This window comes from Lentzea sp. NPDC037011, assembly GCF_055607425.1.
Genome location: NZ_JBVJRT010000007.1, coordinates 86,102 through 109,596, shown reverse-complemented (window position 1 = coordinate 109,596; position 23,495 = coordinate 86,102). Strand labels below are relative to the sequence as shown.

The following is a 23,495-nucleotide window of genomic DNA, read 5'->3' as shown; positions in this document are numbered from 1 at the left end:
ACCTGGCCGCGCGGCGCGTCGGAGTCGCTCGTCTCCGCTTGCCCTGTACCGGTGGGGCCGGCCTCGGATCTAGGGCCTCGCGCGTCCTCCGCCCGAGCGCACCATCTCCGGCCTCGACCGCGAGTGCCTCCGCCGCTGCAAAGGCGGGGACGTCGACGACGAGACCGACGGGGGAACCGACGATGCGCGGGCGGCGACTGGTTCGGGAACGGGGATCTGGGTGGTGGGCAGCGGCTGCGGGGTCTCCTCGGCCGGCTGGGTCCACACCGGACGGCTGAGGTCCACGGTGTTCTGCCGGAACAGCTCCGGCGTCTCGGTGATAATCTTGCCGGGTTGTTCGAGGCCGACGATGCCGACGAGCTTGCCGTCGGCGATGAAACCGGTCAGGCCGTTGACGTCGGTGGTGTCGGTGCCCAGCACGGGCAGGCCCGCGCCCTGCACGCGCATGCCGTACTGCTCGGTCCAGAACCGCGGGACCGGCGTGTAGGGCTTGGCGGAGTTGCGGCCCACCAACAGGTTCTCGGCTGCCGCGCGGCCGCCCTCGACCGCGTTCAGCCAGTGCTCGACGCGGCGGACGACGCCGTTGAAGCGCAGGTTCGGCCACCGGGCCACGTCACCGCAGGCCACGATGTTCTCGGCGCCGACGACGTGGTTGGTCGCGTCGCAGAGCACGCCGTCCTCGATGACGAGGCCGGAGCCGCGCAGCCAGTCGACAGCGGGCGAGGCGCCGACGGCGAGCACGACGCAGGAGGCGAAGAACACCTGGCCGTCGCTCAGGTGGATGCCGATGCCGCCGGGCTGGCGCACCCAGTGCTTGATGCCGACGCCGGTGGCCAGCCGCACGCCGTGCTCGACGTGCGCCTCGGTGATCTTCTTGCCGATGTCGTCGCCGACGACACCGCCCAGCAACGCGGGCGACCGGACGATGAGGGCCACGTCGCGGCCCATGTGCCGCACGGAGCAGGCGAGCTCGCAGCCGATGAAGCCACCGCCGATGACGGCGACGAGCCCCTGCGACTGGCGGATGTTCCTGCGGATCGCGACCGCGTCGTCCAGCGTGCGCAGCACGTGCACCCGCGGGTCGTGGCGCGGCGCCCCGCCCATCGCCCTGGCGTCCACGCCGGTGGCGATGATCATGCCGTCGTACTTGATCTCCTCACCGCCGGGCACCCAGACGGACTGCGTCTTCGGGTCCAGGTGCAGCGCGGGGGAGTTGAGGCGCCACTCGGCGTCGAGGTCGCCCGAGTACGACAGCAGCGAGTCGTCGGGGTGCCACTCCCCCGTGATGATCTGCTTGGACAGGCATGGGCGGTGGTACGGGAGGTGGCGTTCGGCCGACAGGATCGTGATCCTGCCGTCGAAGCCCATCTCGCGCAGCCGTTCCGCGGAGCGGACTCCACCGAGTCCGCCGCCGACGACCACAATCCGCTCGCTCACTTCACTCGCTCCCTGATCTCGATCGCGCGCATGGGGCACGCGCGGGCGGCCGACCGCGCCTGGGCGAAGTGCTCCTCCGGCGGGCGGCGGTTGTAGGTCAGGCGGTTGTCCTCGATCAGCTGGAAGACGTCGGGGGCCTCCGCCTGGCAGGTGCCGTAGCGGTGGCACTTCTCGTTGTTGACGCTGACGTCCATCGCGTCGCCCTCGCCGATGCCGGGCTCCTTGCCCCGCTCGGGCTCCAGCATGCCGATGCGCATCAGCACCTCCGGGGGCAGGAACCGCGCCAGGGCGAGGGTCGCGGTGGGGACGAGGATCGTGAGACCGGCGAGCCACAGCACGGCCAGGTTGCCGTTCGCGATGGCGCCGAACCAGGAGTGCACAACGGTGATCGCCACGGCGATGTACGCCGTCTGGTGGAACCGCAGCCACTTGCGGTAGAAGACCTTGTGCCGCATGGACGCCAGGATGGCGATAGCGGCCATGACCTCCAGTCCGAGGATGCCGAGGGCGTGCCGGAAGAGGCCGCCGTCGACGAAGGGCAGGATGAGCTTGACGTAGCTGAACGCCCCGTTCTGCAGCAACGTGAACGCAAAGGCGTGCACCGCACCGAACGCGATCGCGAGCGACGCGAGCACCATGTGCCCGTTCTTCAGTCCTTCCCGGCCGGTGAGCTTCTCGGCCCACCCGGTCGCGATGAGCACGCCCCAGGACAAGGTCGCGCACATGAAGACGTAAGCCAGCCTGGCGGAGAGTTGGGCCATCTTCTTCAGGCCCGAGTCGAACTCGGACGCCTGGGCCACCAGGAGCGGAATCTGGCTGGACAACAACACTTCCTCCGAACGAACTCCGAACGGGTGAAACTCTCGCGGGAACCCGCCCGGTCCTGCGGTGCAGGAGTGGGCACAGCAGGGCCGGGCGGGTGGGAACAGGTCCGCGTTGGAGTGCCTCTGACCTGGGACACCACCTCCGTTTCCCGTTTTCAGACGGGGTCTTGCAGACTCACCGCACCGGCCGTCGCGGGCGGAGGACTCGGAGCAGGAGGATCGTCAGGACCACTCCCGCGGCGGTGACCGTGAGGATCACCCACATGTTCGGCCCCTCACCGGAGGCCAGGGTCGCGTTGATGATGCCGCCGGCGGGCACGGGCTCGGCGAACGCGGCGTCACCCGCGAGGCCGGTGCTCTCCAGCAACGTCATGTGCTTCATCACCACGTCGATGCCGACCTGCGCGAACGGCCGGATGAGGTCGTTGCGGGTCTGGATGCGCACCTTCGCGACGAACGCGAACACCGATCCGTGCGCCGCGCGCAGCCGGTCGGCGAACGCCTGGTCGAACGCGGCGCCCTCCAGGCCGTTCAGCTCGTCCATCCAGGACTGCTGCGCCGCGCTGGGCAGGTCGGGGATCGGGACGTTCAGCTGGGCCGAGAGCTTCTTCACCGCCTCGTCCAGCTTCATGTGGTCGAGCATCAGCTGCTTCCCGACCACCTTCACGCGCGGGTTCTGCGCCTTGGTCTGGGCGAGCTCGCCCATCGGCATCTCCCACAGACCGGCCTGGCGCACCTTCACCAGGAGGTCCCGGTCGTTCGCGGTCAACGGGCCGCCTTCGGCCTGCACCGTTCCCCCGGTGTCCGCGGGCTGGGCGGACGCGGTGACCGCACCGCCGGAGAACAGGAACAACATCGCCAAGACGGTGGCGAGGGCTCTGGTCATCGTCTTGAAGTCCTCGTTGTCCAGGAAGTTGGTTCTGGGAGTTGGTTCTGGGAGTTGGTTCAGGAAGTTGGTTCCGGGGATCGGCACGAGGTCAATAACCGGGTGCGGCCGCGGACGACGAGGGCGGTGGCGCCGTCGGCGTGGCACCGGTCGTACCGGTTTTCGCGTTGTTCTGGGCCTTGCCGCCGGTGATCTTGGCGCCGTTGGGGGCGGTGGCGAACCACACGCCGCCCTTGGCCTGGCCCTTGAGGTCACCGGCCGTCTCGTCCTCGGCGAACGTGTACTGCGGCCACCCGGCGATCGTGAGCTGCTTCGTGCCGTCGGACCTGGTCACGGTCCCGATGAGACCGGGGTCCACGCCGGCGGCCATCGGGTCGTTGTCGGCCTTCACCGGCTTCCACGCCTTCGCGCACTCACCCTCGCAGTTGGACTTCGCGGGTTTGGGCGTGTCCTTGTCGTACCGGTAGAGCGGCAGGCCGTCGCCGTCGGTGACGTGCCAGCCGACCTGCGCGGACTCCGCCACCGCGAGCAGCGTGACCTTGCTCAGGTCCGCCGGTGCGGCCTTGAGACCGCCATCGGGCGTGGTGGCGGGCGTTTGCGAGCTGCCGCACGCGGTGAGGCTGAGAGCCAGTGCCGCCAGGGCGGTGACGGCCTGTCCACGTCGCATCGGCAGGGTCCTTTCTCGGCTTGGGTACCGAGGAGTACGGACACGATCCGGCAACGGTTCACGAACTTCGTGAGGAATATTTGCCTCTCGACTTGAGACGGTTGATGGGGCAAGGATGTCCCCCGTGGCGCGGCATAGACGTCAACGTGAGTTAGACGAACAATCACCAAGACCGGGATCTCTCGAAGAAGAGTTGATCCGTCGGCTGTACGAGGAATTCGGCAGCGCCCTGCTGGGACACTGCATGCGGTTGACCGGCCATGATCGTCAATGGGCCGAGGACATCGTGCAGGAGACACTGGTCAGGGCTTGGCGCAACGCCGAGAAGCTCGAACGTGACCCCGTGCTCCTGCGGTCGTGGTTGTTCACGGTGGCAAGGCGGTTGGTCATCGACGACAGGCGAAAGCGGAGCGTCCGTCCGCAGGAGTTCGAACTGACCCCTTCGGACGAGTCGCCCTCGGGCGGTGAGGAGGACCGCACCCTCGCGGCGATCGTCGTCGCCGAGGCGATGAACGGTCTCTCCGAGGAGCACCGGGAGGCTATTCTCGAGACGTACCTGCGGGACCGCACCGTCGGTGAGGCCGCGGCGGCACTGGGCGTGCCACCGGGGACGGTCAAGTCGAGGGTGTACTACGCGCTGCGTGCGTTGCGGCGTGCGTTGCACGATCGGGGAGAGACGCGGTGACAACGGCACCAGACCACCTCGACGTCGCCGCCTACGTGCTCGGCATCCTCGATGCCGATGAGGTGGAGGCGTTCGAGAACCACCTGACCGAATGTCGGCGGTGTGCTCTTGACCTGCGCGACTTCGCGGTGGTGCCGGACCTCATCGACGAGGCCGACGCGGGCGGGATGCTGAGGGGGACGGCTCCGGAACGCCCGGACGGCAAGTCGGTGCGGGTCATGCTCGACGCGGTGGCGGCCCGGCGCAAGCGCAGGCGGTGGTTCATCGCGCAGGGCGTGGCCGCCGCGGCAGCCGGTGTCATCGCGGTGACCGCCGTGGTCACCACGCTGGTCGTCGGTGGCGACGACGGGTCGAACCAGGCGGGGGGCGGGCAGAACCCCAGCACGTCGACCTCGCAGACGCGGGTGGCCAACAACCAGGCCGACTCGTCGATGCAGGTGCAGCAGCAGGACCCGAACAGCGGTGTGTTCACGAAGATCACCGCGTCCGACGAGCCGTGGGGCACGTCGATGGACATCGAGGTCAGCGGGATGTCCGGCCCGTCCAAGGGCTCGCTCGTCGCGGTCGGCCGCGCGGGCCGCGTCGCCCAGGTCACGTCCTGGTTCGCACCGGAACCCGTGGCCGGCGACAAGAAGACGATCCGGTTGCAGGCGAACGTGGCCATGCGGTGGCACGAGATCGCCACCTTCCGCATCCACGACGAGAACGGCAAGGTGTTGCTCGAGGTCGTCGCTTCCTGACCCGAGCGGCGAAAAGCGCCCGGACCACCTGCCCCCGCTCGATCCGTGAGATCCTGTGGGGGCGGTTGTCGTTCTCGGGGAGGCTGTGCACGTGGCGATTGGCCCGTCAGCGGTCGAGCGTTGGCTCGATCTGTCCACATCGGAGCTGCGCGCTCAGGTGACGAAGCTCGTCTCGGCCCGGTTGCCGGGTGATCACGCGGTGTGGCAGGCGGTCCGGCGGCATCCCGCGCTGGTCGCGCGCATCCGCGGTGTCCTCTCCGGACTCGCGGCGTCCGCGGCCGGCAGCAAGGACGAGGCGATGCAGAAGGTCTGGATCTCCAAGGCGCGGCAGGCGCTCGACGTGTCCGCGCCACCACCGGTGAAGGCGGCGCGCAAGCCGGTGGTCAAGGAGGTTCCCGCGGAGGAGGCACCGGAGCAGGTGTTCGACTTCGCGCAGCCGGAACCGCAGCGGCAGCCGCCGAAGTCCATCCCGACGATGCTGTTCCAGGAGCCGAGTTAGCGATGGTCGTCTTCGGAGCGTTCATCTCCCTGTCCGGCCTGTTGATCCTGCTGCTGCGCGACGCGCCGCTCGGTGGCCTGAGCCCGACGCCGGTCGGCTGGGTGATGACGGCACTGGGCCTGGTGTTCCTGGCGCTGGGCGTCGTGCGCTACCGCCGCAGGCGCGCGCAGGGCCTGCCGGGGCCGGTCGGCAACCCGATCACCCGCGCCAAGGCCCTCCCGCGGTTGTGGAAGGCCTGGCGCAGCGGCGCGTACCGGGGGCTGCCCCGCAACCAGCTCGCCCTGTGGGCGGTGGCGCTGGTGTACCTGGTCTCGCCGATCGACCTGGTGCCGGAGCTGCTGCCGGTGATCGGCGTGACCGACGACGCGGGGGTGCTGGTGTGGCTGCTCAGCAGCCTGTCGGTGGCGTCAGGGACGTTCGTGCGCTGGGAGAAGGACCATCGCGACCCTGGTCGCGGGATCGAGGCCCCGTGAGGCCTCCTCGCGCATGAGCTCCGCGAGCCCCGGTGACGGCTCGGTGACCGTCCGGAACCCGAGCCGCTCGTAGTAGGGCGCGTTCCACGGCACGTCGCGGAACGTCGTGAGCGTCACAGCGCGGTCGGCCGGCGTGACGTGCTCGATCAACGCCGCGCCGATGCCCTGCCGTGCGCACGACGGGTGGACGCTCACCTGGTGGATGTGGGTGGCGTCGTCCACGGGGCCGACCGCGATGAACGCCACGGGCACCCCGCTGCCGCCCACCGCGACCCAGACCTCGTGCTCTGCCAGGGCTTCCAGCGACATCGGGGCGTCGGCGGCGATCTCGGGCATGCCGACGTCGGTGAACGGTTCGCCGGAGGCGACTTCGATCTCCTGGAGGTACGGCAGTTCGGCTGGTTGGGCGAGGCGGATCAACACGCCCGCCATCCTGGTAGGCCGGACACCGACCGCGCAGCCGAATCGCGTTAAAGTCCGACGTGATGCGAACCAAGACCGTGCGCGTCCTCTTGGTCGAGGACGACGATGGTGACGCGGTCCTCGTCGAGGCGCTCCTCGAAGAGGCGAACGCGCCATTCCAGCTGACGCGTGCCCGCACGCTGGCCGAAGCGGAGACCCTGCTGGCCGACGCGGAGTGCGTGCTGCTCGACCTCGGCCTGCCCGACTCCCACGGCCTGAACGGCCTGCACCGGCTGCTGGGCATACCCCGCGCGCCCGCGATCATCGTGCTCACCGGCCTGGACGACGAGGGCGAGGGCATCGACGCGGTCGCGGCCGGTGCCGAGGACTACCTGGTCAAGGGTCAGGTCGACGGCGAGCTGCTGCTGCGCGGCGTGCGGTACGCGGTCGAACGGCGCCGGGCCGACGACGCCCAGCAGAAGCTGCGCGAGGCCACCCTGGTCGCCCAGGAACGCGCCCGCCTGGAACGCGGCCTGCTCCCTCCCCCGCTGCTCAAGGGCTCCGACCTGGACCTGGAGGTCCGCTACCAGCCCGGTGGCCAGCGGATGCTGCTCGGCGGTGACTTCTACGACGCGGTCGGCCTGCCCGACGGCACGGTGCACGCGATCATCGGCGACGTCTGCGGCCACGGCCCCGACGAGGCCGCGCTGGGCGTCTGCCTGCGGATCGCGTGGCGTGCGCTGGTGCTCGCGGGCGAACCGCCGGAGAAGGTGCTGCGGACGCTCGACCAGGTGCTGGTCGCGGAGCGGCACGGTGAGGGCATCTTCACCACGGCCTGCACCGTCACCGTGGCACCGGACCGGCGCTCGGCCCGGTACTTCCTCGCCGGTCACCCCGAACCGCTGCTGGTGGCCGGTCAGCAGATCGTGGACCTGCCCCAGTCGAAGATCGGCGTGCCGCTGGGCGTGCTGCCCGACTACGCGTGGACCGGCGTGGACGTGCCGCTGCCGCCCGGCTGGTCGCTCATGTGCTTCACCGACGGCCTGATCGAGGGCCGGGTGCCCGACGACACCGACCGCCTCGGTGTCGAGCGCCTGTGCGAGATCATGCAGGACGAGCTGCGCCGCGGCACCGCGTCGTGGCTCGATCCGGTGATCGCGGAGGTTACCCGGCTCAACGGCGGGGAACTAGACGACGACATGGCCGTCCTGCTGCTGAAAGACCCCAGGTGAAGCTCACGTGAAACTGTCCGACCGGATGCCGGCCAGCCGGATGCTGGTCGTCATCGTCACGGTGCTGCTCGTGATGACGGCGGTGGCGATCTCCTCGACCGTGGTGGCGCTCGACTCGCTTTCGACGGCCCGCCAGCGCGCGGTCGACGCGGTCGAGCCGGCCGCACGGGAGGCGAAGGACCTCAACCGGGCGTTCCTCGACCAGGAGACCGGCCTGCGCGGGTTCGTCCTCACCGGTGAGGACGACTTCCTGCGGCCCTACCTCGACGGGCAGAACGCCGAGCGGGAGGCCGCGCAGCGGGTGCGCGACCACGTCGGTGACCCCGGCGGCCGGCTCGACCGCATCGGCCGGCTGGCGGACCAGTGGCGTGCCGAGTACGCGGAGCTGACGATCACCGCGGTCCAGCTGTCCGGTCCCGGCAGCCCGAGCGACATCGAGCGCGGCAAGGTGCTGTTCGACCAGATCCGCGCCGAGCTGGCCGGGTTGCAGACCGACATCGGCGAGCTGGGCCGGCAGGCCAGGCAGGACCTGAGCGCCGCGGCGAACGTGGTGTTGTGGCTGGTCATCGGCATGGGCGTGCTGCTGGTCGCGGTGATCGGCGGCCTGTCGGCGCTGCTGCACCGCATGCTGATCGGTCCGCTCGCGAGCCTCGCCGAACAGGTCAGGGAGGTTGCGAACGGCGACTTCCAGCGCCGCATCGACGTGCACGGCCCGCGCGAGACGGTGATGCTCGGCGACGACGTCAACGCGATGCGCCACCGCATCGTGCAGGAGCTGGCGACGCTGGAGGCGGCGAAGACGGAGCTGCAGCGCTCGAACGCCGAGCTGGAGCAGTTCGCCTACGTGGCCTCGCACGACCTGCAGGAACCGCTGCGCAAGGTGGCGTCGTTCTGCCAGCTGCTGCAACGCCGTTACGGCGGGCAGCTCGACGAGCGCGCCGACCAGTACATCGACTTCGCCGTCGACGGCGCCAAGCGGATGCAGGGCCTGATCAACGACCTGCTGGCGTTCTCCCGCGTGGGCCGCATCACCCGCGAACGCACGATGGTGGACCTCAACCAGGTGGTGCGCCAGCTGGAGGACAGCTTCTCCGAGCGGATCGAGGAGACCGGCGCGACCCTCGTGGTCGCCGACCTGCCCCCGGTGCGCGGCGAGGCGACGCTGCTCAGCGCGGTGTTCCAGAACCTGATCAGCAACGCGCTGAAGTTCAGGGGCGAGGACCCGCCGGTCGTCACCATCGCGGCGGAACGCGACGGCGACATGTGGAGGTTCTCGGTGCACGACAACGGCATCGGGATCGAGCCGGAGTACGCTGACCGGATCTTCGTCATCTTCCAGCGCCTGCACCCGAAGGACGCCTACCCCGGCACGGGCATCGGACTGGCGATGTGCCGGAAGATCGTCGAGTACCACGGCGGCACCATCTGGCTGAACACCGGTGTGGACTCCGGTACGCGCTTCGAGTTCACGCTGCCCGCCACCGACGCACTGCCTGAGGAAACCGCATGAACGAGGCACCGCTGACCGTGATCGACGTCCTGCTCGTGGAGGACGACCCCGGCGACGCGCTGATGACGCAGGAGGCGTTCGAGCACCACAAGATCCGCAACCAGCTGCACGTGGTGAAGGACGGTGTGGAGGCGCTGGAGTTCCTGCGCCGCGAGGGCCAGTACGCGAACGCGCCGCGGCCGGGCCTGATCCTGCTGGACCTGAACCTGCCCCGCAAGGACGGCCGCGAGGTGCTGGCCGAGGTCAAGGCGGACGCCGAGCTGCGGTCGATCCCGGTGGTAGTGCTGACGACGTCGGAGGCGGAGGAGGACATCCTGCGCAGCTACAGCCTGTACGCGAACGCCTACGTGACCAAGCCGGTGGACTTCGACCGGTTCATCGACGTGGTGCGCCAGATCGACGACTTCTTCGTCACCGTGGTGAAGCTGCCGCGCTGATCACGGGCGGTTTCCCGGACAGCGCGGGCAGCCCCGCCGTTCTGGCGGGACTGGTCCACGGGGATGCCTGCTCCGCCGAGCCCACCAGAGCTGGGCGGTAGCGGGTCCGTCGCCGGCGGTCAGTCGACGCTCAGCACGATCAACGGGTCGTCGTCCGCCTGCACGACCCACTGCTGCTCCTCGCGCGGTTCCGGGATCACGGAAGCCCACAAGCCGTCGCCGCCGGGCCTGATGCTTTCCTTGGGCAGAGTCATGTCCTTCGGCTACCCGGTTCCCCGGAACGTATGCCGGACAACGTGACCGCAATCGCATCCATGACCCGCGCGGTCGCCTCGTCCAGCACCTCGGCGGTCAGTTCGCGGTCGTAGAGGTCGCTCAGGTCGACCGGCGCACCCGCGACCACCTCGACCCGTTTGCGCGGCAGCAACCGCGGCAGCACGGTGCCCCTGGGCAGCAGGTCCTGGGTGCCCCACTCGGCGACCGGGACGACCGGGGCGCGGCTCTCCAGGGCCATCCGCGCGACGCCGGACTTGCCCTTCATCGGCCAGTTGCCGGGGTCGTCGGTGAACCTGCCCTCGGGGAACACCATCACGCACTCCCCCGCCTTCAGCGCCTCCACGGCCGGGCGCAGCGCCCTGGCGGCCTTGACGGTGCCGCGTTCGACCGGGATGTGGCCGCCTGAGCGCATGACCCGGCCGAAGAGCGGCGTGCGCCAGAGCGAGGCCTTCGCGAGGATGCGCGGGACGCGGTCCGACATCAGCGCGAAGACGACGGCGGCGACCGTGTCCGAGTTCGACAGGTGGTTGAACGCGAGGATCACGCCACCGGTGCCGGGCACGTGCTGACGGCCCCGCACGCGCAGGCGGACGAACAGCACGACGATCGGCCACAGGACGTCGATGGCCAGGGAGAACCAGAAACCTCTGCCTCGTCGTGGCATCTTCCACGTCCAGGCGGCGAGCTCGAGCGGGGTCACGCCCGCCATTCCAGCACGCGAGCCCGGGACGGATCAGGGATTGACGGAAAGATCGACGATCGTGACCGCGGGGCGGGTGCACCGGTCGAGTGCGGCCTGCGCCTGGCTCAGCTCGGCTTCTCCCGCTCTCCCGACGACGTCGTCGAGAACGGGTTCGAGCCTGCGCTCGGTCAGTCGTTTGACGACGCTTTCGGTCATGCCCGTGATGCCGGCGTCGTTGGCCACCGCGGTCACCTCCAGGCCGGGGCGCTCGCCGGCCGGTGCCGAACGACGCCGGGGGACGAAGAGGAACCTCCTCGCCAGGCCCAGGTGCGCGGCGGCGCACAGGCCTGCCGCACGGTGGACAGCCCGTACCGCGAGCACGCCGGACAGCACCTGAGCCCGCCGGCTGCCGCCGCTGTCGTGGTCGGAGGAGAGGTGGCGCAGGCAGGCCCGCCGCACGACCTGTTCCAGGGAGGGGGACCGGAGGGCGTCCTCGACGCCTCGCACATCCCCTTCCAGCAGCTGTGGATACCTTCGGCGCACTTGGTCCACGTACTCGGGCGAGCGCTGACCGAGCATCATGTCGCGCTTGAGCCACTCCGCCTCGTGCGGACCGCTGGGGGCCTCCGCCCCGGGGTCCCAGGGAACGCCGTACTGGCGGATCTCACCCATGAAGACCTCGACCGACATGGAACCGCCGCCGGTCGGCCTCCTGACGGTGAACGAGCGCATTTCTTCGCGCATCCTGTCGATCAGCTCCGCGGCGAGGAGAGCCCGCCGGACGAACTCCGGGGACTCCACCTCCACCTCACCGGAGATCAGCGGCGACAGCAACTCGTTGGCGGCGGCACCGAGGGCGACGCTCTTCTTGAACAGCCTCCAAAGATTCGATTCGTCGCTCGTGCCCGTCCAGGTCCTCGTTCTTCCGTCGCCGTACGCGGATGCGATTCGGACGTCCGGCATGCCGTCGGCGCTCACGACGACCGTGGGCGCGTTCCACGTGACGACGGACGCGAAAGCCTGGCGTGGCGGATGCCCGGCTCCGGACGCTTCCGCCAGGTCGGCGTAGTAGCGCCGGAACGCGCACGCGGACCGCCCGACGCGGAGGTGCCCGAACGCCTGCTCGACCTCCTGCCCGGTCTCCACGGCGAACCGCGCCACCGCGCTGCCGCAGAACCCCAGGCCGACGAGCAAGCGCCGCGCCTCGTCCCGGCTGACCTCCGCCACCTCGGGCAGGCCGGCGAGCACTTCCGAGCTCAGCTCCCTCACGAGGTCCTCGGCCGCCGCCGCGCTCTTCCCGGCACCCCAGGCCGCCGTGGGCAGGCGCCGCAACACCCACTCGTCTGCCCGTGCGACGGCTCCCGATGCCGCTAGACCAATCATCGCAAACTCCACCGTGGGCCTGGAACACGACGAGTCGAAGAACAAAAGATGTGCGCCGTATACCGGCGGAATTCACGACAAAGCCCGAGAACCACTGACGCGGTTCTGTCGAGGAAAGCCGGTGAGTCACCTCACCTCGTGGTGTCGACTGTAGTTTCCCCGTCAGGAAGAATGAAGCGAAAATGGAGGAATGCCCGTTTGGTCATCGCTCTTGCCCGAAACTCCCTCAGGCCCTCCGCCGTCAGGGCAAGTATTCGAACACGCCCCCGGACTCCGTCCGGGTCAGTTCGCCGCGTTCGACGAGGACGTCGAGGTGCGCGGCGGTCTCGCCGATCGCGAGCACCTGGTTGAACATGTCGAGGTCGTCGAACCGGCGTTGCCGGCGGGTCCAGCCGATCTTGCGGGCGGTCTCGAACGCGGTGCCCGCGACGGCCTTGCCGATCTCCTCCAGCCGCTGCTCGTGGAAGCTCAGCAGCTCGTCCACGCGGGCGTGGACGCTGTCGGTCACGGGACCGTGCGCGGGCAGGAGCTTGAGGTCGGGCAACCCGCGCGTGAGCCGCAGCGAGGTCATGTAGTCGCCCAGGGGCAGTTCGGGGCGCAACGGCTCGAAGCCGATCGACGGGGTGATGTGCGGCAGGACGTGGTCGCCGGAGAACAGGACCTTCGCGGTGTGGTCGACGAACACGACGTGGCCGCGGGTGTGTCCCGGCGTCGGGATGACCTCCAGGCTGCGGTGCTCCAGGTCGAGGGTCGACGCGGTGAGCCACTCGTCGGGTTCCTCGTAGTCGCGCAGGGCCTCGCCGCGGTCGACGCTGTGCATGATCTTGACCCACGTCTCCGCGAGTTCGCCGGCACCCCACTTGCGCAGGTCGGAGACGTGCTGGTCCTCCTGGCCGTGCAGCATGTGCCGCAGTGACGGCTGCTCGCCGAGGCCCAGGCCGATCTTGCTGCCGAACACCCTGCGCAGCGACACCGCCATCGTGAAGTGGTCGCGGTGCACGTGCGTGACGAGGAACCGGCGGATGTCCTCGAAGCCCTTGCCCAGGGTGCCGAGCGCGGCCTCCAGCTGGTCGCGGGCCTCGTCGAGGGCCCAGCCGGAGTCGATCATCACCAGGCCGTCGCCGTCCTCGACCGCGTACACGTTGACCGCACGCAGGCCGTCGTTGGGCAGCGGCAGCGGAATGCGGTGCACACCTGGTGCCACCTCGAACGCGCCCGGCTCACTCCACACGCCCGCTCACCCCGATCGTTAGCGCTCGCAACTATCTACCGGACGGTAACACGGTATTCGGGGTGCTTGTCGATGTACTTCGCCACGAACGGGCACAGGGGCGAAATCTTCACCCCGCGGGCCTGGACGTCGTCCAGTGCGAACTTCGCGAGCTGCCCGCCGAGGCCCTGCCCGGCGTAGGCGTCGTCGACCTCGGTGTGCACGAGCGCGAGGACGCCGCCCACGTCCCGGTACTCCAGGAAGCCCGCGAGCTTCCCGTCGACGTGGACCTCGTAGCGGCTCTCCGCGCGGTTGTCGGTGACCATGTCGACCATCTAACCCCGCGCGCTGGAAAAATGTCCGTCATGGACGTCTACCTGCTGATCCTCGGCGACCACCTGCCCAACCCGTGCACGGGCCGGGAGGTGCCGCAGGCCGAACGGCTGCGGGCGATGGTCGAGCAGGCGGTGGTGGCCGAGGAGGCGGGGTTCGCCGGCGTCGCGATCGGCGAGCACCACTTCACCCGCTACATCGTGTCCGCCCCCGAACTGCTGCTGTCGGCCGTGGCGGCGCGGACGTCCACGCTGCGGCTGTCCACGGGCGTCACGCTGCTCGCCCACCGCGACCCGGTCCTGGTGGCCGAGGCGCTGGCGACGCTCGACGTGCTGTCGAGCGGCCGCGCGGAGCTGATCGTGGCGCGCGGGGTGGACCAGCAGACCGACGCCGCGTTCGGGGTGCAGCCCGGTGAGCTGCGGGCCCGGTTCGAGGAACACCTGCGGCTGCTGCTCAAGCTGCTGGAGGAGCCGGAGGTGAGCTGGGACGGGCGGTTCCGCGGCCAGCTGACCGAGGTGACGACGACGCCGCGGCCGGTGCAGACGCCGCGCCCCACGGTGTGGATCGGGTCGGGATCGGCGGTGTCGGCCGACCTCGGGGCCGAGCTGGAGATGCCGCTGATGCTGCCCTCGACCCTGCGCGACCCGTCGATCTACCAAGACGTCGTGCAGCGCTACCGCGAACGCTTCCCCACCGGCCGCGTCGGGGTGCCCAGCCACGTGTTCGTGGCGGAGTCCGACGCGCGCGAGCGGTGGCGGCCGCACCTGGCCGAGTACGCGCGGTTCGCCGACCCGTGGCGCGGTGACGGTGACATCGATGTCGACGAGATCATGGAGGGTGCCGCGGTCTGCGGGACGCCCGACGAGGTGGCGGCGCGGCTGAACGCGTTGGCGCGGACGCTGTCCATCGACACGCACCTGGTGATGGTGGACATCGGGGGCATGCCCCACGAGTCGGTCATCGAGACGATCCGGCTCTTCGGTGCCGAGGTGCTGCCGAAACTTGTTTAACACCAACGGCGCCAAGGCTTAACACGGGCCGGTCAGGATCTGTCCCGTGGGCATCACCGTCATCGGCATCACGCACCCGGACCAGGTCGGGGCACTCCCCGGCGGCACGAACGTGCTGGTGCTGGCCGATGACGGCACGTGCGCCGACGAGTTCCTCGACACCGACTTCGGCGCGCACCAGCTGGTGGTACGGGCCTCCGGGCGCGGGTCGGCGTTCTTCGCGGTGGCGGACAAGGCCCGTGAGGTGGGCGCGGACCGGGTCCTCTTCGGTGGCGTGCACGAGACCGCCACCGGGTTCGTCACCGGGGAGGACCCCGTGCTCGTGCTGGGCGTGCGCCCGCCGGGCGGACCGATCGCGCTCAACGCCGCGTTCGGGCGGTGGCTGGACCGCTGGCCGCGGCCCGCGAGCGCCTACCTCGGCGACGTGGACCACTGGCTCGCCGCGAACGCGCTGCGCGAAGGCCTGCGGGTGGAACTGGTTTCGTGGCGGATGGAACCCACCGTCCCCATGCGACGGAAGTTGACCGCCTAGTCATCCGAAGGCGGAAGACACTGTGCCGCCTGTGGAATACCGTTCCCCTCGCGACCACGCGATGACGCGCACCCGCCGGGGCTGAGAGCTCTCTCAGCATGCCGGTGCTGAGGTGTGGGGGCACACTGGTTCAGGGTTGATCTCAGGGGAAGACCTGACCCTCCGGTACGCCGCGTCGTCGAAGATGGTGCGCAAGAAATCCCACAGGAGGGGACAGACAGTGAGCACGTCCGATGGAGTCGCGGCGAGAGCCGTCGACGTGTGGAAGGAATACGGGTCCGGCGACGCCGCCGTGACCGCGCTCGCGGGGGTGAGCGTCGAGCTGGAGCGGTCGCGGTTCACCGCGATCATGGGACCGTCGGGGTCGGGCAAGTCGACCCTGATGCACTGCCTGGCGGGGCTGGACGACGTGACCCGCGGCGAGGTGTGGATCGGTGACACCAAGGTCACCGGCCTGAAGGACCGGGGGCTCACCGAGCTGCGGCGCGACCAGGTCGGGTTCATCTTCCAGCAGTTCAACCTGCTGCCGACGCTGACCGCCGAGGAGAACATCACGCTGCCGCTCGCCATCGGCGGCAAGAAGGTCGACCGGGAGTGGTTCGACGTCGTCATCGACACCGTCGGCCTGCGCGACCGGCTCTCGCACCGCCCGACGCAGCTGTCGGGTGGCCAGCAGCAGCGCGTGGCCTGCGCGCGTGCCCTGGTGTCGCGGCCCGAGGTCGTGTTCGCGGACGAGCCGACCGGCAACCTGGACTCGCAGTCCGGTGCCGAGGTGCTCGCGTTCCTGCAGCGGTCCGCCCGCGAGTTCGGGCAGACGATCGTGATGGTCACGCACGACCCGAACGCCGCGTCGTACGCAGACCGCGTCATCTTCCTCAAGGACGGCCACATCGTCCGCGAGCTGCTGGCGCCCTCGGCCGACGAGGTCCTGGAGACGATGAAGCACCTCGACGGTGTCGTGGTGCCACATGCTTAAGGCCACTATCAAGAGCTTGCTGTCGCGCAAGCTCCGGCTGGTGCTGTCCGCGCTCGCGGTGGTGCTGGGCGTGATGTTCGTGTCCGGGTCGTTCGTGCTGACCGACACGCTGCAGCGGTCGTTCACCGACCTGTTCTCGTCGGCGTTCGCCAACGTGGACGTCTCGGTGTCGCCGAAGCAGGAGAAGGGCAAGGAGCCCCAGCCGCTCACGCCGCAGGCGATCGCCGACGTGAAGGCGGTGCCGGGCGTGGCGTCCGCGGTCGGCGAGGTGCAGGGGTCCGCGCGGCCGATCGGCAAGAACGGCAAGGTCATCACGACCTCCGGCGCACCGCGGTTCGGCACCAACTGGACCGGCACCGGCCAGGAGAAGATCCGCGACGGCAAGGCTCCCGCGGCCGACGACGAGGTCGTCGTCAACGCCTACCTCGCCTCGACCGGTGGCTTCAAGGTCGGCGACGAGATCGGGCTGCTCACGCTGGAGCCGAAGAAGACCTTCAAGATCGCCGGCATCTACGAGTACGCCGGTGGCCGCGAGTCGCTGGGCGGCGAGCTGTCCGTGGCGTTCACCGAACCCGTGGCGCAGCGGCTGTTGCTGGGCAAGCAGGACGCGTACTCCTCGGTCACCGTGACCGCCGCGGCCGGCACGTCCGACGACGCGCTGCGCGACGCCGTGGCCGCGAAGCTCGGCTCCGGCTACGACGTGAAGACCGGTGCGACGCTCGCGAAGGAGCAGGCCGACCAGATCAACGAGGGCCTGAAGTTCTTCAACTACGTGCTGCTTGGGTTCGCCGGCATCGCGTTGTTCGTCGGCATCTTCATCATCCTCAACACGTTCTCCATCATCGTCGCCCAGCGCACGCGGGAGCTCGCGCTGCTGCGGTCGATGGGCGCCTCCCGCGGCCAGGTCATCGGCTCGGTGGTGCTGGAGGCGTTCGTGATCGGCCTCATCGCGTCGATCGCCGGCCTCGGGGCAGGGGTCGGCGTCGGGGCGCTGCTGGCGACGATCTTCAGCTCGGTGGGCGGCACGAACCTGCAGCTCGCGGGCATCGGGGTGCCGGCGTCCGCGGTGATCTCGTCGTTCGCGGTCGGCATCGTCGTCACCGTGGTCGCGGCGGTCCTGCCTGCGCTGCGGGCGTCGCGGATCGCACCGGTCGCGGCCATGCGCGAGGCGGCCACGCCGGACCGGCCGCTGACGAAGATCACCATCACCGGCGCGCTGGTCGCGGCCGCCGGTGGCACGGCACTGGCCTTCGGCTTCCGGCAGGCGTCGTTGTCGTTGATCTTCGGCGGCATCCTGGTGGCGTTCGTGGGCGTGGCGCTGCTGACGCCGATCCTGTCGCGGCCGATGGTGTCGCTGATCGGCCGGCTGCTGTCGTGGTCGATGCCGGGCCTGCTGGGCCGGCGCAACTCCGCCCGCAACCCGCGCCGCACCGCCATCACCGCCGCCGCGCTGATGGTGGGCATCTCGCTGATCACCGGCGTGAGCGTGGTGCTGACGTCGGCGACCAAGTCGATCGAGAAGCTGGCCTCCGGTCAGCTGCAGACCGACCTGATCATCTCCGGTGAGGGCCAGGCGGAGGGCCAGCCGGCGACGTTCCCGCGGGACGTGCTGTCGGAGGTCGAACGGACCGAGGGCGTGAAGTCGGCCGTCGGCTGGTCGCAGGACGGTGTGCTCCAGGGCGACAGCCAGCTGTTCGCGGTCGGCGTCAACGACGTGCCCGCACTGGCGACGATGTTCGCGCTGAAGCCGAAGTCCGGTGAGATCGCGCCGCTGAAGGACGACCAGCTCGCGCTGTCCGAGGAGATGGCGGCCGAGAAGGGCTGGACGGTCGGCAGCACGGTGTCGCTGCAGCTGGCCAGGGCCGCGCAGCCGCAGACCTTCACGGTCGGGTTCATCTGGGCCAAGTCCCAGGTGCTGCAGGGTGCGCTGGTGCTGCCGGAGTCGGCGGGCAAGAACTTCCGCTCCGACCGGGTCGCCCAGGCGTTCGTGCAGGTGAACCCCGGCACCAGTGCGGCGGACGTGCAGAAGCGGGTCGAGCCGCTGTTCGCCGACAACCCCGAGATCACCGTGCAGGACCGCAGCGCGTTCGTGAAGCAGACGACCTCGCAGTTCGACACGGTCCTGCTGATGATCCAGATCCTGCTGGCGCTCGCGATCCTCATCGCGGTGCTGGGCGTCATCAACACCCTGGCGCTGTCGGTGATCGAACGGACCCGCGAGCTCGGTCTGCTGCGCGCCATCGGCATGCGGCGCTCGCAGGTGATGCGGATGATCACCGTCGAGTCGGTGGTGATCTCCGTGTTCGGTGCGGTCCTCGGTCTCGCGGTCGGCTTGGCGCTGGGCGTCGCGACCGTGCAGGCGCTGAAGGACCAGGGCATCTCCGAGCTCGGCTTCCCGTGGGCCACGATGGTCCAGTACCTGGTGGTGGCCGCGTTCGTCGGCGTGGTCGCGGCGATCCTGCCGGCCATCCGCGCCGCACGGCTCAACGTCCTGGACGCCATCGCCTACGAGTGATCCTTGTTCTGGCGTCTGCAAGTACTGCCGACCGCCGTGTCGGTAGTACTTGCAGACGCCTTGCCCACCGGGGTCAGGAGTGCGGGCAGGTGTCGCGGTACGCGCTGATGGCGGTGTTCGGCGCGGGGGCCGGGCACAGGAACTGGTCGTAGCGCAGGTCGTCGTCGACGAACCGCTTGAGCCACGACAGCGTGAACTTGCGGACGGTCACGTTGTCGCTGCGCGGGTCGGAGTGGTCGCCGCCGCGCAGTTCGAGGAACGCCTTGTCCGGTGCGGCGGTCATCGAGGTGTAGAACGGCAGCGAGTGCTGCGAGTTGGGTGCGGTCGGGTCGCTCTGGCCGCCGAGCACGAGGGTCGGGACGCCGACGGCCGACCAGTTCTTCGTGGTGTGCCAGGCGGCCAGCGGGATGGAGGCCTGCAGGGCGGGCCGGGAGACCGAGGCGCGCAGTGCGCCGCCGCCGCCCATCGAGTGACCCATCACGGCCAGGCGCGAGGCGTCGACGCGGGGGTTGGTGCGGACGGCGTAGTCCAGTGCCGCGAGCAGCTGGCGGCCGCGGCTGTCGGGGTCGTCGAAGCCGGACAGGGTGTTGATGGTGACCACCACGAACCCGAAGGACGCGAGCCGGGGACCGAAGTGCGCGACCGACGTCTGGGTGGCGGTGAAGCCGGGTGAGACGGCGACAGCGCCGAACTTGAGGTCGCTGGTGGGGGTGTAGACGGTGCCGCCGCCGAAGTCCGGCTGGCGGGCGATGGTGGTCTGGGTGACGGCGAAGGTGCCGCGCGACGCCTCGACCGATGCGGCCGTGGGTGCCGGACCGCGTTCATGGGGGTTGGCGACCGCGGTGGCGGTGGTGGTGGGGGCGAAGGCCAGGACGAGTGCCGCGACAACGACTTTGATGCGCACGACGAATACACCTCAATTGGTTGCAGGGGAACCAAAACGGCGTCCCCAACGCTACCGCTCGGTAGGCTCGTCCGATTCGTCCGGTCGGATGGTTACCGAGCGCAGCTGAGCAGGGAATTGTCGTCCGATCAGGTCACCGTAGAGGCGGTATGCGACGAATCAGATGCCGCACAAGGGTGAGCGCGTGCCCACCAGGAGACAGTTCCTCGTACTGAGCTCAACGGCAGCGCTAACAGGTCTGCTGCCCGACGCCCCCGCTTCCGCGCTGGCCGATGTCGCCCAGCCGTACGCGTCCTACTGGCACCCCGCCACGATCCTCGACTGGGATCCGGCGACGGACCGGGACGCGCGGTACAACCGCAGCTCGGTCCCGCTCGCCCGGCGCGTCGTGCCCGCCCAGCCGGCCAACCCGCACGCCCGCGCGAACGAGGCGCGGGTGCAGGCGCTGGTCGCGTACGCGCCGACGAGCGGCAACCCCGCCCAGGGCGCGCTCGACATGAACTACTACGCCACCAACTACTGGCAGTACGTCGACGAGCTGGTGTTCTGGGGCGGCAGCGCCTCCGAGGGCCTGATCCTCGCGCCGAACCCGACCGTCACCGACGCCGCGCACCGCAACGGCGTGAAGGTGATCGGCAACGTGTTCCTGCCGCCCACCGCGTACGGCGGTCAGCTGCAGTGGGTGCGCGACCTCGTCCGGCGCGAGGGCGACCGGTTCCCGGTGGCGGACAAGATGGTCCAGGTGGCCCGCCACCACGGTTTCGACGGCTGGTTCCTCAACCAGGAGACCGCCGGCGGCAACGCCCAGCTGGCCGCCGACATGCGCGACTTCATCGTCTACCTGAAGAGGAGCGGCCTGCGGATCATCTGGTACGACGCGATGACCGACACCGGCAGCGTCTCCTGGCAGAACGCGCTGACCGCGCGCAACCGGATGTTCTTCGCCCCCTCCGACGAGATGTTCCTGAACTTCTGGTGGAGCGCGCAGGGCTTGCAGAACTCGGCGAACCTCGCCCGGCAGATGGGTCGCAGCCCGTACGACCTGGCGTCCGGTGTGGACGTCGAGTCGAACGGCTACAACACCAGCGTCGCCTGGGCCTCGATCTTCCCCGAGGGCGGGCCGCACACCACCTCGCTCGGCTTCTACCGTCCGGAGTGGACGTTCAAGTCCGCGACCGGTCCCGCCGACTTCTACGCGCGGGACAACAGGTTCTGGGTCGGTCCGAACGGCGACCCGGCCAACACGACGACAAACGCGGCGTGGAAGGGCGTCGCCCACCACATCACCGAGCTGACGCCGATCACCTCCCTGCCGTTCGTCACGAACTTCAACACCGGGCACGGCCGCAAGTTCGCCGTCGGCGGCACGGTCCGTTCGACGCAGCAGTGGAACAACCTGGCGTTGCAGGACGTGCTGCCGACCTGGCGGTGGAGCGTCACCGGCAGCGGCACGAAGGTCGTGCCCTCGCTGGACTGGGACGACCCGTACGACGGCGGCACCGCGCTGAAGATCACCGGCACACCCGCGTCCGCCAACGACGTGCGGCTGTTCGCGACGGCGCTCCCCCTCACCGGCAGCAGCCAGTTCGAGGTCGTGCACCGCACCGGCACCGGTCCGTCGCGGTTGCAGGCCGTGCTGCGGATCGGGACCACCGAGCGGGTGCTCGACCTCGGCGGCGTCAGCGGCGGGTGGCGGCGCAGCGTGTTCCCGCTCGGTGAGCACGCCGGTGCGACGCTCACCGAGATCGCGCTGCGGGTGCTGCCCGGCGGCCCGGTGACCGCCCTCGTCGGCCGCATCGGCGTCACCGACCCGGCCATGACCGCACCCGCCGCACCGGCGAACCCGCGGGTGGAGCTGGTGAGCCGCACCGACGCCGCCACGGTGTCGGCACGGCTCACCTGGACCCGCTCCCCCGGCCGGGTCCGGCAGTACCGGGTCTACAAAGCCGGTCCCGAACGGCTCTTCCTCGGTGGCACGCCGAACGACGCGTACTTCGTGCCCGCGATCCCGCTCACGAACGGCGAGACGGCGCAGATCGAGGTCGAGGCGGTCGACGAGGCGTTCGACGTCTCGCCACCCGCTCGCACGACGATCACTGGTACACCCTGACGTAGTCGAGCACCATGTCCTGCGGCAGCTGCGTCCCGGCCCCCGGCGGGCCGGGCCAGTCGCCGCCCACGGCGTTGTTGATGATCAGGAAGAACGGGTGGTCGTACACCCACGGCCCGCGGGTGGTCTCCAGGACGTTGCGGTCGACGGTGAAGAACCGGTTGCCGTCCACGCTGAACGTCATGTGGCTGGAGTCCCACTCGACGGCGAACGTGCGGAACGCCGCCGCCGCGGGCTGGCCGAGGTCGAGCGGGGAGCCGTACCCGCCCGCGCCGAAGTACGCCGGGGCGTGCAGCGTCGAGTAGACCCGGTTCGGCTCCTTGCCGACGTGCTCCATGATGTCGATCTCGCCGGTGTGGGGCCACGGCCGGCGCTGGTCGAAGAAGTCAGCGCCCAGCATCCAGAACGCGGGCCACAACCCCTGCGTGGACGACACCTTGATCCGCGCCTCGACCCGGCCGTAGGTGAACGTGAACTTGCCGTAGGTGTTGAGGCGCGCGGAGGTGTACTGGCAGGTCGTGCTGCCGCTGACCGGGTCGACCGGGCAGGCGCTGCCCGGCGTGACCTCGCGGCGGGCCTGCAGCACCAGGTTGCCGTTGCCGTCGTGGCGGGCGTTGTTGTTGTTCGTGTAGTACTGCAGCTCGTTGTTCACCCCGGGACCGGTCTCCGGCTGCCACTTCGAGGCGTCCGGCGCGGTGCCCGCGGGGGCGTTGAACTCGTCGGACCAGACGAGCCGGCCGGGGAACGACGGGTTCGGGGGCAGCGGTGGCGCGGGCGTCGGGTTGCCGCCGGTGCCGTAGACCTGGAACTCCCACAGCGAGTAGCCGTAGCCGTTCGACCGGGCCGTGCCGTACATCCGCACGTACCGGCCGGTGCCGCTGACGGTCAGCGTCTCCTTGAACCCGCGGCCGGTCGTGGTCGAGTAGAGCTGCCGCCAGGTCGCGTTGTCGTCGGACACCTCGATCCGGTACGCGGTCGCGAACGCCGGGTCCCACTGCAGCACGACCTTGGAGATCCGGGCCGTGGCGCCGAGGTCGACGGAGATCCAGCCGGGGTCGACCCAGCCGGTGGTCGCGCTGGTCGCCCACCGGGTGGCGGGGTCGCGGTCGAACGCCTTGGCCGGGGTGCAGCCGCCGCAGTTCGGGTCGTCCTGGAACGTCGAGGCGGACCCGGTCTTCCCGTACGACAGCAGGGTTTCCGCGCTGCCGGAGTCGCGGGTGCCGAACACCTGGAACTCCCACAGCGAGTAGCCGTACTGCGTGGCGCGCTGGGTGAGGTCGAGCCGCACGTACCGGCCGGTGCCGGAGACCGCGAGCGTCTCCGTGCCGCCGGGCCCGGCGGTGGTGCGGCGCAGCTCCTGCCACGAGTTGCCGTCGGCGGAGATGCTGAGCGTGTACGCCCTGGCGCTCGCGGCCTCCCAGGCCAGCACGACCTGGTCGACCTTCGCCGGGGAGCCGAGGTCGACCTGGATCCACTGCGGGTCGCTGAACTGGCTGGACCAGCGGGTGCCGGGGTCGCCGTCGACGGCGGCCGTCGCGCTGAACGCGGCGTTCTCGCTGCTGGAGGCGGTGACGGGACGGTTCTGGGAGAGCAACGGGCCGGCGGCCTGCGCCGGCGTGATCGTGGCCGCGACCAGCGCCGCGGCGACGAACAGGGGCAGTCTCGTGCGGTGGGGCCTTCCTGACATGGGTGCTCCTGAAGCCGATGAACGGGCGACGAGGCGTGAGAGAGCGCTCTCTGCGACAGGAGTTCAGCACCGAGAGTCAGGGCAC

24 protein-coding genes are annotated in these 23,495 nt (G+C 70.0%); 12 read left to right on the top strand and 12 right to left on the bottom strand.

Annotated features, from left to right (window positions below; translation table 11 throughout):
- Positions 1-69: 69 nt before the first annotated feature.
- The 4 genes from ACZ7CH_RS22770 to ACZ7CH_RS22755 all read right to left on the bottom strand — a co-directional run bounded on the left by ACZ7CH_RS22770 (position 70) and on the right by ACZ7CH_RS22755 (position 3,814).
- Positions 70-1,437, bottom strand: a complete 1,368-nt coding sequence (locus tag ACZ7CH_RS22770) for an NAD(P)/FAD-dependent oxidoreductase (RefSeq protein WP_360396255.1) — start codon at positions 1,435-1,437, stop codon at positions 70-72.
- Positions 1,434-2,261 carry a 4Fe-4S domain-containing protein gene (locus ACZ7CH_RS22765; RefSeq protein WP_458431302.1) on the bottom strand — a complete coding sequence of 276 codons (828 nt, stop codon included), beginning with the start codon at positions 2,259-2,261 and terminating at the stop codon, positions 1,434-1,436. The genes ACZ7CH_RS22770 and ACZ7CH_RS22765 overlap by 4 nt, the downstream gene beginning before the upstream one ends.
- A 175-nt stretch (positions 2,262-2,436) precedes the next feature.
- Entirely contained in the window at positions 2,437-3,147 is a 711-nt protein-coding gene (locus ACZ7CH_RS22760; RefSeq protein WP_360396252.1) for a DUF4142 domain-containing protein, read from the bottom strand.
- A gap of 91 nt (positions 3,148-3,238) precedes the next feature.
- Positions 3,239-3,814 carry a hypothetical protein gene (locus tag ACZ7CH_RS22755; RefSeq protein ID WP_458431301.1) on the bottom strand — a complete coding sequence of 192 codons (576 nt, stop codon included), beginning with the start codon at positions 3,812-3,814 and terminating at the stop codon, positions 3,239-3,241.
- 115 nt (positions 3,815-3,929) lie between these two features.
- Here ACZ7CH_RS22755 and ACZ7CH_RS22750 point away from each other — a divergent pair, with 115 nt between their 5' ends.
- The 4 genes from ACZ7CH_RS22750 to ACZ7CH_RS22735 all read left to right on the top strand — a co-directional run bounded on the left by ACZ7CH_RS22750 (position 3,930) and on the right by ACZ7CH_RS22735 (position 6,211).
- Positions 3,930-4,499, top strand: coding sequence for a sigma-70 family RNA polymerase sigma factor (locus ACZ7CH_RS22750; protein ID WP_030468711.1), 570 nt, complete (start codon positions 3,930-3,932; stop codon positions 4,497-4,499).
- The gene (locus ACZ7CH_RS22745) at positions 4,496-5,239 is read left to right on the top strand and encodes an anti-sigma factor family protein (protein WP_360396248.1); all 744 of its coding nucleotides are present in this window, start codon (positions 4,496-4,498) and stop codon (positions 5,237-5,239) included. Before ACZ7CH_RS22750 ends, ACZ7CH_RS22745 begins: the two co-directional genes overlap by 4 nt.
- A gap of 157 nt (positions 5,240-5,396) precedes the next feature.
- Positions 5,397-5,738 (top strand): hypothetical protein, encoded by a 342-nt coding sequence (locus ACZ7CH_RS22740; RefSeq protein ID WP_360396246.1) that lies wholly within the window; start codon positions 5,397-5,399, stop codon positions 5,736-5,738.
- Positions 5,739-5,740: 2 nt separating this feature from the next.
- Complete coding sequence (locus tag ACZ7CH_RS22735) at positions 5,741-6,211, top strand: YkvA family protein (protein ID WP_360396244.1); 471 nt, start codon at positions 5,741-5,743, stop codon at positions 6,209-6,211.
- Here the strand turns inward: ACZ7CH_RS22735 and ACZ7CH_RS22730 are convergent.
- The gene (locus ACZ7CH_RS22730; RefSeq protein WP_458434360.1) at positions 6,146-6,631 is read right to left on the bottom strand and encodes a GNAT family N-acetyltransferase; all 486 of its coding nucleotides are present in this window, start codon (positions 6,629-6,631) and stop codon (positions 6,146-6,148) included. The two genes, ACZ7CH_RS22735 and ACZ7CH_RS22730, sit on opposite strands and share 66 nt — an antisense overlap.
- A 65-nt stretch (positions 6,632-6,696) precedes the next feature.
- Between ACZ7CH_RS22730 and ACZ7CH_RS22725 the strand changes: the two genes are divergently transcribed.
- Genes ACZ7CH_RS22725 through ACZ7CH_RS22715 form a run of 3 tightly spaced genes read left to right on the top strand, consistent with a single transcriptional unit; the run spans position 6,697 to position 9,792 of the window.
- Positions 6,697-7,845 (top strand): PP2C family protein-serine/threonine phosphatase, encoded by a 1,149-nt coding sequence (locus ACZ7CH_RS22725; RefSeq protein ID WP_360396240.1) that lies wholly within the window; start codon positions 6,697-6,699, stop codon positions 7,843-7,845.
- Between the two features lie 7 nt (positions 7,846-7,852).
- A complete protein-coding gene (locus ACZ7CH_RS22720) occupies positions 7,853-9,355 on the top strand; it encodes a sensor histidine kinase (protein WP_470374779.1) in 1,503 nt (500 codons plus the stop codon).
- Positions 9,352-9,792, top strand: coding sequence for a response regulator (locus ACZ7CH_RS22715; protein ID WP_360396236.1), 441 nt, complete (start codon positions 9,352-9,354; stop codon positions 9,790-9,792). Before ACZ7CH_RS22720 ends, ACZ7CH_RS22715 begins: the two co-directional genes overlap by 4 nt.
- Positions 9,793-9,911: 119 nt before the next feature.
- On the opposite strand, the gene ACZ7CH_RS22710 is transcribed toward ACZ7CH_RS22715, so the two are convergent.
- The 5 genes from ACZ7CH_RS22710 to ACZ7CH_RS22690 form a co-directional block, all read right to left on the bottom strand.
- Positions 9,912-10,046, bottom strand: a complete 135-nt coding sequence (locus tag ACZ7CH_RS22710; RefSeq protein WP_360396235.1) for a hypothetical protein — start codon at positions 10,044-10,046, stop codon at positions 9,912-9,914.
- Positions 10,043-10,777 carry a lysophospholipid acyltransferase family protein gene (locus ACZ7CH_RS22705; RefSeq protein ID WP_458431299.1) on the bottom strand — a complete coding sequence of 245 codons (735 nt, stop codon included), beginning with the start codon at positions 10,775-10,777 and terminating at the stop codon, positions 10,043-10,045. The genes ACZ7CH_RS22710 and ACZ7CH_RS22705 overlap by 4 nt, the downstream gene beginning before the upstream one ends.
- A gap of 24 nt (positions 10,778-10,801) precedes the next feature.
- A complete protein-coding gene (locus ACZ7CH_RS22700; protein WP_360396232.1) occupies positions 10,802-12,133 on the bottom strand; it encodes a hypothetical protein in 1,332 nt (443 codons plus the stop codon).
- Between the two features lie 241 nt (positions 12,134-12,374).
- On the bottom strand, positions 12,375-13,364 hold the full coding sequence (locus tag ACZ7CH_RS22695) for an MBL fold metallo-hydrolase (RefSeq protein ID WP_470374778.1): 990 nt from the start codon (positions 13,362-13,364) through the stop codon (positions 12,375-12,377).
- Between the two features lie 35 nt (positions 13,365-13,399).
- The gene (locus tag ACZ7CH_RS22690) at positions 13,400-13,669 is read right to left on the bottom strand and encodes a GNAT family N-acetyltransferase (protein WP_360396228.1); all 270 of its coding nucleotides are present in this window, start codon (positions 13,667-13,669) and stop codon (positions 13,400-13,402) included.
- Positions 13,670-13,708: 39 nt separating this feature from the next.
- On the opposite strand from ACZ7CH_RS22690, the gene ACZ7CH_RS22685 reads away from it, so the two are divergent.
- The 4 genes from ACZ7CH_RS22685 to ACZ7CH_RS22670 all read left to right on the top strand — a co-directional run bounded on the left by ACZ7CH_RS22685 (position 13,709) and on the right by ACZ7CH_RS22670 (position 18,709).
- Positions 13,709-14,686 carry an LLM class flavin-dependent oxidoreductase gene (locus ACZ7CH_RS22685; protein ID WP_470374777.1) on the top strand — a complete coding sequence of 326 codons (978 nt, stop codon included), beginning with the start codon at positions 13,709-13,711 and terminating at the stop codon, positions 14,684-14,686.
- A 46-nt stretch (positions 14,687-14,732) separates the two neighbouring features.
- Entirely contained in the window at positions 14,733-15,218 is a 486-nt protein-coding gene (locus tag ACZ7CH_RS22680; RefSeq protein ID WP_360396224.1) for a hypothetical protein, read from the top strand.
- Between the two features lie 184 nt (positions 15,219-15,402).
- Entirely contained in the window at positions 15,403-16,194 is a 792-nt protein-coding gene (locus ACZ7CH_RS22675; protein ID WP_360396486.1) for an ABC transporter ATP-binding protein, read from the top strand.
- Complete coding sequence (locus ACZ7CH_RS22670) at positions 16,187-18,709, top strand: ABC transporter permease (RefSeq protein WP_470374776.1); 2,523 nt, start codon at positions 16,187-16,189, stop codon at positions 18,707-18,709. Before ACZ7CH_RS22675 ends, ACZ7CH_RS22670 begins: the two co-directional genes overlap by 8 nt.
- A gap of 73 nt (positions 18,710-18,782) precedes the next feature.
- Here ACZ7CH_RS22670 and ACZ7CH_RS22665 read toward each other — a convergent pair whose 3' ends face one another.
- Positions 18,783-19,613, bottom strand: a complete 831-nt coding sequence (locus ACZ7CH_RS22665) for a dienelactone hydrolase family protein (RefSeq protein WP_470374775.1) — start codon at positions 19,611-19,613, stop codon at positions 18,783-18,785.
- A gap of 184 nt (positions 19,614-19,797) precedes the next feature.
- On the opposite strand from ACZ7CH_RS22665, the gene ACZ7CH_RS22660 reads away from it, so the two are divergent.
- Positions 19,798-21,723, top strand: a complete 1,926-nt coding sequence (locus ACZ7CH_RS22660; RefSeq protein WP_470374774.1) for an endo-beta-N-acetylglucosaminidase — start codon at positions 19,798-19,800, stop codon at positions 21,721-21,723.
- Here ACZ7CH_RS22660 and ACZ7CH_RS22655 read toward each other — a convergent pair.
- Positions 21,707-23,410, bottom strand: coding sequence for a discoidin domain-containing protein (locus tag ACZ7CH_RS22655; protein WP_470374773.1), 1,704 nt, complete (start codon positions 23,408-23,410; stop codon positions 21,707-21,709). The two genes, ACZ7CH_RS22660 and ACZ7CH_RS22655, sit on opposite strands and share 17 nt — an antisense overlap.
- Positions 23,411-23,495 lie beyond the last annotated feature (85 nt).

Excerpts from the sequence above, each read along its gene's own strand:
- ACZ7CH_RS22750 (WP_030468711.1), top strand. The coding sequence starts at position 3,930 with ATGTCCCCCGTGGCGCGGCATAGACGTCAACGTGAGTTAGACGAACAA.
- ACZ7CH_RS22670 (WP_470374776.1), top strand. The coding sequence starts at position 16,187 with ATGCTTAAGGCCACTATCAAGAGCTTGCTGTCGCGCAAGCTCCGGCTG.
- ACZ7CH_RS22715 (WP_360396236.1), top strand. The coding sequence starts at position 9,352 with ATGAACGAGGCACCGCTGACCGTGATCGACGTCCTGCTCGTGGAGGAC.
- ACZ7CH_RS22755 (WP_458431301.1), bottom strand. The coding sequence starts at position 3,814 with ATGCGACGTGGACAGGCCGTCACCGCCCTGGCGGCACTGGCTCTCAGC.
- ACZ7CH_RS22710 (WP_360396235.1), bottom strand. The coding sequence starts at position 10,046 with ATGACTCTGCCCAAGGAAAGCATCAGGCCCGGCGGCGACGGCTTGTGG.
- ACZ7CH_RS22725 (WP_360396240.1), top strand. The coding sequence starts at position 6,697 with ATGCGAACCAAGACCGTGCGCGTCCTCTTGGTCGAGGACGACGATGGT.
- ACZ7CH_RS22685 (WP_470374777.1), top strand. The coding sequence starts at position 13,709 with ATGGACGTCTACCTGCTGATCCTCGGCGACCACCTGCCCAACCCGTGC.
- ACZ7CH_RS22705 (WP_458431299.1), bottom strand. The coding sequence starts at position 10,777 with ATGGCGGGCGTGACCCCGCTCGAGCTCGCCGCCTGGACGTGGAAGATG.
- ACZ7CH_RS22675 (WP_360396486.1), top strand. The coding sequence starts at position 15,403 with ATGGTGCGCAAGAAATCCCACAGGAGGGGACAGACAGTGAGCACGTCC.
- ACZ7CH_RS22760 (WP_360396252.1), bottom strand. The coding sequence starts at position 3,147 with ATGACCAGAGCCCTCGCCACCGTCTTGGCGATGTTGTTCCTGTTCTCC.
- ACZ7CH_RS22700 (WP_360396232.1), bottom strand. The coding sequence starts at position 12,133 with ATGATTGGTCTAGCGGCATCGGGAGCCGTCGCACGGGCAGACGAGTGG.
- ACZ7CH_RS22655 (WP_470374773.1), bottom strand. The coding sequence starts at position 23,410 with ATGTCAGGAAGGCCCCACCGCACGAGACTGCCCCTGTTCGTCGCCGCG.
- ACZ7CH_RS22690 (WP_360396228.1), bottom strand. The coding sequence starts at position 13,669 with ATGGTCACCGACAACCGCGCGGAGAGCCGCTACGAGGTCCACGTCGAC.
- ACZ7CH_RS22735 (WP_360396244.1), top strand. The coding sequence starts at position 5,741 with ATGGTCGTCTTCGGAGCGTTCATCTCCCTGTCCGGCCTGTTGATCCTG.